The sequence below is a fragment of the Mesorhizobium sp. M7A.F.Ca.MR.148.00.0.0 genome (assembly GCF_003997735.1).
Classification (GTDB): domain Bacteria; phylum Pseudomonadota; class Alphaproteobacteria; order Rhizobiales; family Rhizobiaceae; genus Mesorhizobium.
The window spans coordinates 78,560-90,901 of sequence record NZ_RZTB01000003.1 but is presented as its reverse complement, the minus strand read 5'-3'; the positions used below and the strand labels follow the sequence as shown (position 1 = coordinate 90,901).

Annotated in this window: 16 protein-coding genes; 9 read left to right on the top strand and 7 right to left on the bottom strand. The window is 63.4% G+C overall.

What is annotated here, in order from left to right:
* Window positions 1-36: 36 nt before the first annotated feature.
* The 3 genes from EOB49_RS02210 to EOB49_RS02200 all read left to right on the top strand — a co-directional run bounded on the left by EOB49_RS02210 (window position 37) and on the right by EOB49_RS02200 (window position 2,340).
* Window positions 37-558, top strand: a complete 522-nt coding sequence (locus tag EOB49_RS02210; protein ID WP_127268943.1) for a gamma-glutamylcyclotransferase — start codon at window positions 37-39, stop codon at window positions 556-558.
* Between the two features lie 119 nt (window positions 559-677).
* On the top strand, window positions 678-1,625 hold the full coding sequence (locus EOB49_RS02205) for an aldo/keto reductase (protein ID WP_127329945.1): 948 nt from the start codon (window positions 678-680) through the stop codon (window positions 1,623-1,625).
* Window positions 1,626-1,713: 88 nt separating this feature from the next.
* The gene (locus EOB49_RS02200; RefSeq protein ID WP_127329943.1) at window positions 1,714-2,340 is read left to right on the top strand and encodes a LysE family translocator; all 627 of its coding nucleotides are present in this window, start codon (window positions 1,714-1,716) and stop codon (window positions 2,338-2,340) included.
* A gap of 25 nt (window positions 2,341-2,365) precedes the next feature.
* Here the strand turns inward: EOB49_RS02200 and EOB49_RS02195 are convergent, their stop codons facing one another.
* The gene (locus tag EOB49_RS02195; RefSeq protein ID WP_127329941.1) at window positions 2,366-3,166 is read right to left on the bottom strand and encodes a 1-acyl-sn-glycerol-3-phosphate acyltransferase; all 801 of its coding nucleotides are present in this window, start codon (window positions 3,164-3,166) and stop codon (window positions 2,366-2,368) included.
* A gap of 124 nt (window positions 3,167-3,290) precedes the next feature.
* The gene (locus EOB49_RS02190; RefSeq protein WP_127329939.1) at window positions 3,291-4,193 is read right to left on the bottom strand and encodes a LysR family transcriptional regulator; all 903 of its coding nucleotides are present in this window, start codon (window positions 4,191-4,193) and stop codon (window positions 3,291-3,293) included.
* A gap of 117 nt (window positions 4,194-4,310) precedes the next feature.
* On the opposite strand from EOB49_RS02190, the gene EOB49_RS02185 reads away from it, so the two are divergent.
* On the top strand, window positions 4,311-4,781 hold the full coding sequence (locus EOB49_RS02185; RefSeq protein WP_127329937.1) for a DUF1348 family protein: 471 nt from the start codon (window positions 4,311-4,313) through the stop codon (window positions 4,779-4,781).
* A gap of 24 nt (window positions 4,782-4,805) precedes the next feature.
* Window positions 4,806-5,438: a pyridoxamine 5'-phosphate oxidase family protein gene (locus tag EOB49_RS02180; protein WP_127329935.1), complete on the top strand. Its 633-nt coding sequence runs from the start codon at window positions 4,806-4,808 to the stop codon at window positions 5,436-5,438.
* Here the strand turns inward: EOB49_RS02180 and EOB49_RS02175 are convergent, their stop codons facing one another.
* The 3 genes from EOB49_RS02175 to ftsE form a co-directional block, all read right to left on the bottom strand.
* Window positions 5,439-6,164 carry a YdcF family protein gene (locus EOB49_RS02175; protein WP_127329933.1) on the bottom strand — a complete coding sequence of 242 codons (726 nt, stop codon included), beginning with the start codon at window positions 6,162-6,164 and terminating at the stop codon, window positions 5,439-5,441.
* 133 nt (window positions 6,165-6,297) lie between these two features.
* Window positions 6,298-7,293 (bottom strand): ABC transporter permease, encoded by a 996-nt coding sequence (locus EOB49_RS02170; protein ID WP_027038121.1) that lies wholly within the window; start codon window positions 7,291-7,293, stop codon window positions 6,298-6,300.
* Window positions 7,286-7,945, bottom strand: a complete 660-nt coding sequence (gene ftsE, locus EOB49_RS02165; RefSeq protein WP_010911739.1) for a cell division ATP-binding protein FtsE — start codon at window positions 7,943-7,945, stop codon at window positions 7,286-7,288. Before ftsE ends, EOB49_RS02170 begins: the two co-directional genes overlap by 8 nt.
* 192 nt (window positions 7,946-8,137) lie before the next feature.
* Here ftsE and EOB49_RS02160 point away from each other — a divergent pair, with 192 nt between their 5' ends.
* The 3 genes from EOB49_RS02160 (at window position 8,138) to EOB49_RS02150 (ending at window position 9,918) form a co-directional block, all read left to right on the top strand.
* Window positions 8,138-8,782 carry a hypothetical protein gene (locus EOB49_RS02160; RefSeq protein WP_127380014.1) on the top strand — a complete coding sequence of 215 codons (645 nt, stop codon included), beginning with the start codon at window positions 8,138-8,140 and terminating at the stop codon, window positions 8,780-8,782.
* Between the two features lie 23 nt (window positions 8,783-8,805).
* Window positions 8,806-9,348 (top strand): hypoxanthine phosphoribosyltransferase, encoded by a 543-nt coding sequence (gene hpt, locus EOB49_RS02155; RefSeq protein ID WP_127380013.1) that lies wholly within the window; start codon window positions 8,806-8,808, stop codon window positions 9,346-9,348.
* 198 nt (window positions 9,349-9,546) lie between these two features.
* Complete coding sequence (locus EOB49_RS02150; protein ID WP_164781562.1) at window positions 9,547-9,918, top strand: response regulator; 372 nt, start codon at window positions 9,547-9,549, stop codon at window positions 9,916-9,918.
* Here EOB49_RS02150 and EOB49_RS02145 read toward each other — a convergent pair whose 3' ends face one another.
* The gene (locus EOB49_RS02145; protein ID WP_164762775.1) at window positions 9,919-10,866 is read right to left on the bottom strand and encodes a DMT family transporter; all 948 of its coding nucleotides are present in this window, start codon (window positions 10,864-10,866) and stop codon (window positions 9,919-9,921) included.
* Window positions 10,867-11,088: 222 nt separating this feature from the next.
* Here EOB49_RS02145 and EOB49_RS02140 point away from each other — a divergent pair, with 222 nt between their 5' ends.
* Complete coding sequence (locus EOB49_RS02140; protein WP_127269182.1) at window positions 11,089-11,970, top strand: LysR family transcriptional regulator; 882 nt, start codon at window positions 11,089-11,091, stop codon at window positions 11,968-11,970.
* Here EOB49_RS02140 and EOB49_RS02135 read toward each other — a convergent pair.
* Window positions 11,949-12,320: a glyoxalase superfamily protein gene (locus tag EOB49_RS02135; protein WP_127380011.1), complete on the bottom strand. Its 372-nt coding sequence runs from the start codon at window positions 12,318-12,320 to the stop codon at window positions 11,949-11,951. The two genes, EOB49_RS02140 and EOB49_RS02135, sit on opposite strands and share 22 nt — an antisense overlap.
* Window positions 12,321-12,342 lie beyond the last annotated feature (22 nt).

Genomic DNA, 12,342 nt, shown 5'->3' with positions numbered 1-12,342 from the left:
GCGGTGTTGGCATCTTTTGCAATCAGGCGCGGCGATATGGGCGATTTTTGGGTGTTTGGCTATGGCTCGCTGATCTGGCGGCCGGGATTCGCGCATGTCGAGACACAGCGTGCCCGCCTGCATGGCTATCGGCGCTCGCTCTGCGTCTATTCCTTCGTGCATCGCGGAACGCGCGAGCGGCCGGGGCTGGTGCTCGGCCTCGACCGTGGCGGGTCCTGCGTCGGCCTCGCATTCCGCGTCCCCGGCGACTTGCGCGACGAGGTCATGGCCTATCTTCGCGAGCGCGAACTGGTCACCAATGTCTATCTGGAGCGCATGCTCAAGATTCGCCTCGACGGGGGCGGTACGGTCGACGCGGTGGTCTACATCGTCGACCGCCAGCACGAGCAATATGCCGGAGCGCTCGACGCGGCGGATGCAGCGGCCGTGGTGCGCGGCGCGGTCGGCCAGTCCGGCAACAACGAGGACTATGTGCTGAGCACGCTTGAGCATCTCGAGGCACTGGGCATAAGCGACCACTGGCTGGAGGATGTCGCCAGCCAGGTCGCGCCTTTGTGAAGCTGGCTCTGCGGAAAAAGGCGGCCAGGCCTTTGACCTCGTTCAGGCAAGACCTAGGTTAGGCTCCGACCCTCAGCCCGCGGCGCCCTTTGCTCGCCCAATCATCCCGGAGATCCGCCTTGCAGAAACGTCGTCTCGGTCGCACCGACCTGTCCATCGCGCCGCTGGTTCTGGGCGGCAATGTCTTCGGCTGGACCGCCGACGAGAAAACCTCGTTCGACCTGCTCGACCGCTTCGTCGGCGCCGGCCTCAACGCCATCGATACGGCGGATGCCTATTCGCGCTGGGTTCCCGGCCACAAGGGCGGTGAATCGGAAACCATCATCGGCAAATGGATGAAAGACCGTGGCAATCGCGACAAGGTCGTGGTGATCACGAAGGTCGGTTCGGATATGGGGCAGGGGCACAAGGACCTGTCCGCCGCATACATCGAAAAGGCCGTCGACGCATCGCTGAAGCGGCTGCAGACCGAAGTCATCGACCTCTATCTGTCGCACTGGCCGGACCCTGCAACCCCCTATGAAGAAACGCTTGGCGCCTACGAGAAGCTGCTCGCCAAGGGCAAAATCCGCTATGCTGGCTGTTCGAATCTCGACGCCGGCCAGTTGCGTGCCGCACTCGATGTGGCGAGCTTGCGCAGTCTGCCGCGCTACGAGGTGCTGCAGCCGGAATACAATCTCTACGATCGCTCGTCCTTCGATGGGCCGTTGCGCGATCTATGCGTGGCCGAGGACATCGGCGTCATCACCTATTTCAGCCTGGCCAAGGGTTTCCTCAGCGGCAAATACCGCAGCGAAGCCGACCTCGGTCAAAGCCCGCGTGGCGGCGGGGTGAAGGACTATCTCAATGCGCGCGGCATGCGCATCCTTGCGGCACTCGACGCGGTTTCATCAAGGCATTCGGCCAAGCAGGCGGAAGTCGCGCTTGCCTGGGTTATCGCTCGGCCGGGCGTCACCGCGCCGATCGCCAGCGCCACCAAGCCTGAACAGATGGACAGCTTGATCAGGGCGGCGTCGCTGAAACTGACCGCCGCCGACATGACCGAACTCGATAGAGCGAGCGGCTGAAGCTTCAGGCGCGACGCCTCGCACGAACGTCCAAGACGCCACTCTGGTCCTGCCATACCGTCTCTTCGCGAGGCAGGACAGAGGAGAGATGACTGAGCCGCTTCTTTCGCAGCCGGATCTTTGGGGGCAACTTCTCGCGCTGATGCTTGCCGCCCTGGTGATCATGGGCAGCCCGGGTCCGGCAACGATAAGCGTTACCGCCGTTGGGGCCGCCTTCGGTTTGCGCCACTCGCTGGGCTATGCCTGGGGAATCATCCTGGGCACGATCGCCGTGCTTCTGGTTGTCGCGACCGGGGTCATGGCGGTGCTTACCTCGATGCCGAAGCTGGCGCCGTTGCTGGCTTTCGCCTCGGCGGCCTACATCCTCTATCTCGCCTTCAAGATCGCCACGGCGCCGCCCATGGCAGCACGCGCCGCCGAGGCTTCGTGTCCAACATGGCTGGCTGGTTTCTTTCTCGCGGTCGCCAATCCGAAGGCCTATGTGGCAATCGCCGCCGTGTTCGCCGGTGTTTCGCCCAAACAGGGTAACACTGAGCTTGGTCTATGGCTGAAGCTGACGATTCTCGCCGTCATGATCGTTGCCATCCACGCCGTGTGGCTTGTCTTGGGAGTGGCATTCGCGCGCTTCCTGCGCCGGCCGGCGGCCTCGCGGATCGTCAACCTGGTCTTTGCCGCGACGCTGGTGTTGACCACCGCGCTGGCCGTGTTCGGCTGAGAACTGCCGGTAGGAGACTTCCGGTTCAGGCTTTGTGTCTTGCGGCGTTGTCCAGCTCTTGCAGTCTTTTCACCGCTGTCGGCGGCAAGGCAGGCGGGTTTGGGCCGCGCGCGGCATCAATCAGGAACTGGTCGCAGGCAGCCTCGGTCTCGCCGATCAGCCGGGCCATGAATTCGTCCTTGCTCAGTCCCGGTGGGATCGGCGGCAGGAACCGCGCCTTGATGGTGCCGGGGTAGCGCAGGAATTTGCGGCGCGGCCAATAGAGGCCGGCGACATGGGCAACCGGCACTACTGGTACGCCAAGCTGCGTATAGATTTCGACGATGCCGTATTTGTAGGCGGGTTCGTCGCCCGGCGCGCGTCTTGTCCCTTCGGGGTAGATGATGAGCTGGCGAGGATTGCGCGCCATCTCCGCCTTGGTCGCGGCGACCACGGCCTTCAGCGCTTTCGAACGGCTGCCGCGATGAACCGGAATCATGCGCATCTTCATGATGTACCAGCCGAAGAACGGGATCCAGGTGAGCTCACGCTTCAGGATGTAGAGCGGGTCCTGAAGGAAGGGGAAGAAGGCGATCGCGTCCCAGAACGACTGGTGCTTTGGTGCCAGGATGAAGGAGCCTTGGGGCAGGTTTTCCCGGCCGGTGATCTCGTTCTTCGTCCCGGCGATCTTGTCGTAAAGCCACATCGAGGTGCGCGACCAGAATTTCGGTACGAACCAGGCGCGGTGCCGGGGCGACAGGAAATAGTAGGGGGTCCAGAGGATCATCTGGACGATCAAGTTGACGTAAAACACGAAATTGAACGTCAGCGATCTGATGTAGAGCATTTGGGGGGAGCCCGGTGAGGAGGTGAGCGTTGGTTACACCAAGCGCGGGAAAAAAGGAAATGGCCGCAGGGCGCTTTGGTTGGCAACGAAGAACGGTCGCCAACGGGAGATTGGCCTGGTTCCGCTACATCAGCTGTGCCAGCCGCTCCTTCAGGCGCGGGGCGGCAAAATCGAGGAATGCGCGCAGCTTGACCGGCAGCAGGCCGTGGCCCGCATGCACCAGGCTTACAGGCCATGGCGCCGGCTCGAACTCCTGCAGCAGGATGCGCAGCGTGCCGGACCGCAGCGCGGCTTCGATCTGGTAGGAAAGCACGCGTGTCAGCCCGACGCCGGCAATCGCCGCATCGATGGCCGCTTCGGCGGTGTTGACCTGAAGCCGCGAGCGGACCCGAACCGGGATTTCGGCCTTGCCCCTGATGAAGCTCCAACTGGCGGCGGAGGCAAGTCCCTCGAAGGTGATGCAATCGTGTGTTTCCAGATCCTCCGGGGCCGTTGGCGTGCCGTGTTCGGCCAGATAGGCAGGGCTGGCGCAAACGACGCGGCGGATTGCGCCGACGCCGATGGCGACCAGGCTCGAATCGGGTAACTGGCCGATGCGGATGGCGAGATCGAAATGGTCCTCGACCAGCTGGGTTATGCGGTCGGCCAATGTCAGGCGGATGTCCACGTCGGGATAGACGGCGAGAAAGCCGGTGACGACCGGCAGCACGTGCAGGCGGCCAAAGACGACCGGCGCGGTGATGGCCAGTTCGCCGGTCGGAGCACTGTATTCGCCGGCTGCCGTGCGTTCGGCCTCGCCGACGTCGTCGAGGATGCGGCGGCAGGCGGCAAGATAGGTCTGGCCGGCATCGGTCGGTGTTAGCCGTCGCGTCGAGCGATTCAAGAGGCGTGTGTTCAGATGGCGCTCGAGATCGGAAATCTTGCGGCTGACCGTCGCCAGCGGAATGCCGAAACGGCGGCTGGCTGCTGAAAGGCTGCCGGCCTCCACCGCGGCGACAAAGAGCGACATGGCTTCGAGACGATCCATAGCTTCTTCCGGAAAATGGAAGGACAGGTTGCGAATATGTCATCTCCATTTGAATGATGGAAGGCTCTATATTGTGTCTGTCGGCCTGCCCGCAGCATGGCCCACAAAGGAGTTGCCATGTCCGAAGCCCGCCCGCCGCTGCCGCCGTTTACCGCCGAGACATCAGCACAGAAGGCGCGCATGGCCGAGGATGCCTGGAATTCACGCGATCCGGCGCGGGTTGCGCTCGCCTATACCAAGGACAGCCGCTGGCGCAACCGCGCCGAATTCCTGCAAGGCCGCGACGCCATCCAGGCCTTCCTGACGCGCAAATGGAGTCGCGAGCTCGACTACCGGCTGATCAAGGAGGTCTGGGCCTTCCACGGCAACCGCATCGCCGTGCGTTTCGCTTACGAATGGCGCGACGACAGCGGTTCATGGTTCCGCAGCTACGGCAACGAGAACTGGGAATTCGATGAACACGGGCTGATGCGCCTGCGCATCGCCAGCATCAACGACCTGCCGATCAGCGAGGCCGATCGTAAGTATCACTGGCCGCTCGGCCGGCGACCGGACGACCACCCGACGCTGTCGGAGCTCGGACTTTAGCATCTTGCCGTAAGGAAGCTTTCAATGAACGCGCATGCTTTCACCAGCGACGTCGCCTTCACGCCGACCGTCAAGGCGATCCAGGCCCGCAAGGGCTCACGTCAGTCCTATGCCCGCGTCGAGGAGCGTGGCGGCTGGCAGGCCGGCATCACCCCGGACCTTGCCGCCTTCATCGAAATGCAGACCAGCGTCTTCCTGTCGACCGCCAACGGCGAGGGGCAGCCCTATGTCCAGCATCGCGGCGGGCCGGCCGGCTTCCTCAAGGTGCTGGATGAACATACGATCGGCTTCGCAGATTTTTCCGGCAACCGGCAGTTCATCACGCAGGGCAATCTGGCCGACAATCCAAGGGCATTCCTGTTCCTGATCGACTATATGCACCGCCAGCGCATCAAGATCTGGGGCACGGCGCGGGTCGTCGAGAGTGACGCCGAACTGATGGCGAAACTGATGCCGCAAGACTACAAGGCGCGCCCCGAGCAGGTCATCCTGTTCACCGTCTCGGCCTGGGATGCCAATTGCCCGCAGCATATTCCGCAACGGTTCGAGGCGGCCGACGTGGCGGAGGCACTCGGCGAGCGGGACAAGCGGATCGAGCGCCTTGAACAGGAGATCGCACGGCTCAGGGGAAATACGGGCGCGGCCGCAGCGGAATAATCAGCCGCCGGCCGCTGTTTCGGCCAGCGCTATGCCATTGGGCGTCGGCTTGACCGGCACGATGCCCCGCGCCAGCGCCAGCAAATATTTGTTGTATTCGGTGAACAGCACGCGCAATGCCCGCGGCTTGGTCAGCCAGCCGCCATTGTCGAGGTTGGAATTGACCACCGGATAGGGCTCGAGCTTGGCGCCATGCAGCAGCCTGCCCATTTCCAGCAGGCTGCGCGGCATATGATAATTGTTGGTGACAAGGATCACCGTGCCATAGGCGTGGCTCTCGACCCATTTGGCGCTTTCTTCCGCATTGCCGATCGTATCGAGCGCGGCGCGGTCGATGTCGACGCAGCAGGAGAACAGCTTCTTGTCGCCGCCGGTCGCCGCCTGCAACTGGCGGCGGCTGGCCGAGGGATGGACGCCGCTGATCAGCAGCCGCTCGCCCTTGCCGGACGCCAGCAGATCCATCGCCGCATCGAGGCGGGACTGACCGCCGGTCAGCACGATGATCGCGTCCGCCTTGGCCGGATTGGCAGGCGTGGTCAGGTGACTGACCTTATTGGCGAACCAGCCGAAGCCGCCGGCAAACAATGTAGTGAGGATGAGGACAGAGAGAGCGGACAGGCGCAACGCGGCTCTTAGACGGCTCACAGTGGAGCGGCCATGCGAACGGGCAACCACCACTGGCATCTGTCCAGCCGTACCGGTCGAATCCCGCGCGTCCATCGCCATATGGTTAATCCTGAAATGCGGCTTTGGGTAGGTAAAAGACGCACTTTGCGTTACGTGAATTCTCCATCCGTGATCACCCTGTCCTGTCTATGTCGTTGTCCCAAAACCGGTTCCCACTTTTGAGCGACATGAATTAGCCTGCATCCGGCTGGCGGACATCGATGTCGCTGAGATAGGCGACGACGGTGGCGTGGGACGTGGCAGCCGTCAGTCCGCCGATCACCAGCACCATCAACACGACACCGAGATAGCCTGCCGAACCGATGGCGAAATTGCCGAACAGGGCGGTCGCCTGATCGGCCTGCGGCGTCGCCATATTGCGCGACGACCACCAGGAAAAGACGATGAAGACGAGCACTGCCGCGGCACCGCCAGCCGCCGCTCCCTTCATGCCGGTGACCAGGAAATGCCGGCGGAATTCGCGCGCGATGAAGCGTGCTTCGGCGCCGACGAAATGCAGCACTTCGATGATGTGACCGTTGCCGGCCATGGCGCCGCGCGTCGCGAACACCACGGTCAGCACGGTCGCCGACAGCATCAATGCCAGCACGGCAATGCCGATGGTCACCGTGGTGCGGGCCATCGCTACCAGCCGGTCGACCCAGGTGCGGTGATCGTCGAGCGATGCGCTCGGCAGTTTCGGCGTGATCGCGGCGCGCATGGCAGCGAAATCGGGCGGGCTGTTCTCGTCGATGGTGACGATGATCAGGCGCGGCACGGGTAATTCATCGATGTTGAGCCCCGAGCCCAGCCAGGGCTCAAGGAGCCTCGCGGTCGCCTCGCGGTCGATGATCCGGGTCGTCTTGACGCCAGGGAATTCCCCGGCGATCTGCGAGGCCTGGGTAAGGGCCGCTTCCATGTCGAGGCCGTCGACCGGCTTGATCTGGATGGTCGCCTCGCGTGAAATCTGGTTCTCCCAGACGGACGCCGTGTCGCGCACCAGCGTCACCGCGCCGAAAGTCAGGCAGGACAGGAAGGTCATGATGGCGATCACTAGGACCAGTGCCCGGCCGGCGATGTTCTGCGCCGGCACGATCGGCGCCATCCTGCGCTGGGCGCGGGGCTTTGCCTCGGTCGCCTCGGCGTCCTGCTCCCGTTCCACAAAATGTTCGGCGGACAGTTCAGTCATAGATGTCCAGCCTTCCGCCGGCCAGGATCATGCGGCGCGCGTCGACCTGTTCCATCAGGCCAAGGTCGTGGGTGGCGATCACCACCGCGGTGCCGAGCCGGTTGAGTTCGATGAACAGCCGCAGCAGGCGTCGCGCCAGCGGCGGATCGACATTGCCGGTCGGTTCGTCGGCGAGCAGGATTTCCGGCTGCTCGATCAGCGCCCGCGCGATCGCCGCGCGCTGCTTCTCGCCGCCGGACAGAACCGGCGGCAGCACGTGCATGCGCTCGCCCAGCCCGACCCACTTCAACAGTTCGGTGACATCGGTGCGGTAGCTCGCCTCCTCGCGCCCGCGCACGCGCAGCGGCAGCGCGACGTTCTCGTAGGTGGTCATGTGGTCGAGCAGGCGAAAATCCTGGAACACCACGCCGATGCGGCGGCGCAGATGCGGCAATTCGGTGCGCGAGATGCGCGAACGGTCCTTGCCAAAGATGGTGATCAGCCCGCGCGTCGGCTTCAGCGACATGAACAGCAGGCGCAGCAAGGTCGTCTTGCCGGCGCCCGAAGGCCCGCTGAGGAACTGGAAGGAGCGCTCCGGGATGTGCAGGGAGATGTCGCGGAGGATTTCCGGACCCATGCCATAGCGGAGGCCGACATTTTCGAAACGAATCAATTTCGACGACCTGAATTTCGGCACGGCGGCGAGCCGGCCTGTTCTGGGTAAAGACCATCGGCCGGCATGGTTAACCGGCGGTTAATTTCTCGGCTCTTTCGGCTCGTCACGAGGGCTCCGGTGGGGAAGCGTTAACCATTTGTGTTTACGCAAAAGAAACGAAAAGCGAACACGTGCTGCAATGCTGGGGCCATGATGGCTGACGATCGAACCGCGCGCCCGGTTTCCGGCGAAATCATGACCGATCCGGCGGCAATTGCCGCAGCGGACCGGTTCATGCGTGGTTCGGCCGCCGACATCGTCGATGCCGACTACGTGGTGATGCCGCGCCTTGCGCCTGCCGTGGAGAGCGTTTCGCCGCTGCCGCGCGCGATCGTCATGCCACCCGTCGCGGGCATGGACATGCTGCGCAAGCCCGAGGCCCCGCCGGAGCGGCTACCAGCCTCGCGCGGCGGGCCGATCTTCTGGGTCGCTGGTATCGGCGCTGCCTTGGCCGCGTTCTGGGTCTCCGGCGGGCACGCGCTGGTGCGCCAGGCGCCGTTCCTATCCAGCGCGCAGGCGTCGGCGCTCAGCATTTCGGGCGTCACGTCACGCGTCGACGCTACCGGGCCGAACGCCGCACTGTTCGTCGATGGCGAGGCCGCCAATGACGGTGCGAAACCGGTGCAGTTGCCGCCGCTCGAAATCCGAGTGACGGGAAATGATGGGCGCACAACCCGCTATACGTTGGGGACATCCGGCCGCTCGCTGGCGTCTGGCGAAAGATTCGGCTTTGCCAGCCGGCTCGACGTGCCTAGAAACGGTGTGAAGACCGTGTTGGTCACTTTCGCCGAATAGGCGATCACCGGGGAAGACCATCAATGCCCATCGTACGCGGCAAGGACATCGAAGTCCTGTTTTCGGCATCGGCGATCGCGCGGCGCAATCTCGAACTCGCCAAGGAGATTGCCGGACACGATTATCACGATCTGCTGGTGATCTCGGTGCTGAAGGGCTCGTTTATCTTCGCCGCCGATCTTATCCGGGCCATGCACGATGTCGGCCTGTCGCCGGAGGTCGAATTCATCTTCATCTCCAGCTATGGCGCCGGCACCAGCAGCGCCGAGGTGAGGGTGCTGCGCGACATCGACAATGAGGTCGCCGGCCGCGACGTGCTGCTGATCGACGACATTCTCGAATCGGGCAAGACGCTGAGCTTTACCCGCGAGCTGATGCTGTCGCGGGGCGCCAAGAGCTGTTCGATCGCCGTGCTGCTCGACAAGCGCATGCGCCGCCAGACCGAGCTCGATGCCGATTATGTCGGCTTCGACTGCCCCGACTATTTCGTCGTCGGCTACGGCATGGATGTAGCCCATGATTTTCGCGAGTTGCCGTTTGTCGGTGTCGTCAAAGGGGATGTCTGAGCGGCATCAAAAAGGTTTGCTGATGCTTAGAGCGGTTCGCCGCTTCACGAAAACGCCGAACCGCTCGAGTTTATTGTTTTGACGCAATTCCCAAGGGAAAGCGCTATGCGCTTTTCCCGGAAAACCGTCTCACACTTTTCCTGAATTGCTCGGGGGCTTTCAGGAAAAGTCAACTTTTGGCGGCCAAATATGCCGGCCATGGCAAAGCTTCTGATCGTCGAGGACGATGAGTCCGTCCGCACCCTGGCCGCCCGCGCGCTTGAACGCGCCGGGCACACAATCGATATCGCGGCGGACGGCGCGCAGGGGCTTTCGCTGATCCAGGCGGCGCGTGGCGGCTATGATCTCGTCGTCTCCGATATCCGCATGCCGGAGATGGACGGCATCGAGATGGCGATCGCGGCTGCTGCATTGTTTCCGTCGATCAGGATCGTGCTGATGACCGGCTATGCCGACCAGCGCGAGCGCGCCGAGGAATTGAACGGCATCATCCTCGATGTCGTGCAGAAGCCCTTCACGCTGGCCGAAATCCGTTCGCGAGTCGAGCGGGCGCTGATCTGCTTCGCCTGATCAGGCTGGGTCGGCGGCAGCGAGCACGGGTGGAACATTCTTGCGCCGTTCGGTGTTGAGCGCCAGCAGACCGGCGCCGATGATCAAGGCAGCACCGATCACCGTCGTCGACCGCGGCACCTCGGCGAAGAACAGGAAACCCCACAGCGGCGACCACAGGATGCCGGTGTATTCGAAGGTGGCAACGCGGTTGGCCGGCGCCATCCGGTAGGCCTGCGACAGCAGGATCATGCCGGCGGAGGCGACGAAACCGCAGGCCGCCATCTTGAGAAAATCCGGCAGCGTCGGCCAAATCCATGGCCGCACCAGGAATTCCAGGCTCGGGTGAACGGCGTGTGTGATGCCGGCCAGGTGAAACGCCCCGGCAACCACGGCGGCGCCGACCAGATAGGCGCCGTTCTGATAGAAGGCCATGACGGTGGACGATTCAGTATCGCCGATCTTGCGGGCCATCAGCTGCGAAAAACCATAGAGCGCCGCCGAGCCCAGCGACAGCAGCGCTGCCCAGTCGAACAGCCCTGCGCCGGGGCGCAGCATCACGAGGACGCCGAACAAGCCGATCAGCACGGTTGCCAGTGTCTGCCAGGAGACGCGCTCGCCAAGGTACGGTCCGGCCAGGACCATGATGAACAGCGGCGCCATGAAATAAAGCGCCACCGCATCGGCGAGCGGCAAAGCGGCGATGGCCAGGTAGTACATCGTATAGGAGGTGAACTGGATGAAGGCGCGCACCGTCAGCATGCCGAATCGCTTCGACAGGATCGCCCGCAAGCCGACATCGGCATGGACCAGAACGATCAGGATCGGCAGGGCGACGATCGAGCGGATCGCCATCACCTCGGTCACCGGATAGCCGCTCGACACGGCTTTGACGAGCGGATCCTGCAGCGAAAAGACCAGCACGCCGAGGCACAGGCTCAGGATGCCGCCCACCATCCGATTCTGCATCTGCATCCAGGCTCCTGCGCGTACGACCCGAAGCTGCCGCCTGCGGGGTAAAAAGAACCCGCCACCGTTTCGGGCAGCGGGCACGAGTGAGGACTCTTGATTGGTCCGCGGCTGATTTCGCAGCCGCATATCCAATGGGTATGGCGACTATCGTCCGCCGTTTGACATGTTGCAAACGAATTGGAATGATGCCAGCAATCAAATTCTCTTATGGCGGATTCCATGCGGCCGACCCTCGACAGCGACCTCCTGCGAACCTTCGTGGCGATTGCCGAGACCGGCAATTTCACCAAGGCGGCGGAGCAGGCCGGCCGCACCCAATCCGCGGTGTCGATGCAGATGAAGAAGCTCGAAGAGTTGATCGGCGCTAGTCTGTTCGAGCGCGGTTCGCGCGGCGTCGCGTTGACGCGGCGCGGCGGCGAACTCATCGTCAACGCCCGCCGCATTGTCTCGCTGCTCGACGAGACGTCGGCATCGATGGCGGCAGCGCCGCTTGGCGGGCCGGTGCGCATCGGCATTCCGGAGGAATATGGCCACGCCATCCTGTCGCGCGCGCTCGGCGCCTTCTCGAAGCGTCATACACAGGTCGAGGTCACCGTGCGCTATGCCCATTCCGGGGCACAGATGGCGGCGCTCGCTGCCGGCGAACTCGATCTGTGCGTGGTGTTCGAATGGCAGGATCCCGCCGGCGGCGAAGTGCTGATGCACGACCCGACCGTGTGGGTGACGTCGACCCTGCATCACATGCATGAGGAACAGCCGGTGCCGATCGCGCTCTACAACCGGGCCGGCTGGTGCAAGGACTTCGCCATCAAATCACTGGAGCAGCGCGATCTTGCCTATCGTGTCGCCTATACCAGCGACACCACCGGCGGCCTCAAGCTCGCCGTCACCTCCGGACTGGCGATCGCGCCGATTTCGCGCAGCAACATTCCGGACGGCTGTCGTGAACTGACCACCGCGGACGGATTCGGCGCCATCGATTCCTCCAACGTGGTGATGCACCGCAACCCCAATGCGTCAGGTGAGGCGATCGACGGCATGCAGGATGCGATCCGCGAAGCCTTCGTCAACAGGCTCAGTCAGCCGGCGGCATCCTCGTAGAAATGCAGCCTGTTGCCGAACGGATCGGCGACCGACACCTCGCGGGTCTTCCAAGGCGTATCTTCCACGCCCGGCCTGGCGAAGCGGTAGTTTTTGCCGATCAGTTCGCCATGAAGAGCGGTGATGTCCTCGACCTCGATGCGCAGGGCGATGCCGGGTGCACCGTCGCCATGATGTTCGCTGAGATGCAGAACGCAGCCGTCGCGGCCGACCGCCATGTAAAGCGGCACGTCGTCGGCGAAGCGATGTTCCCACTGCACCTCGAAGCCGAGGAAGCGGACATAGAATTCACGCGCCTTGGCAATGTCGAAGATGCGCAGGATGGGTGTGACGGCGCCAAGTCTGGGCATGGTGGTGCAACCGTGCGAGAGG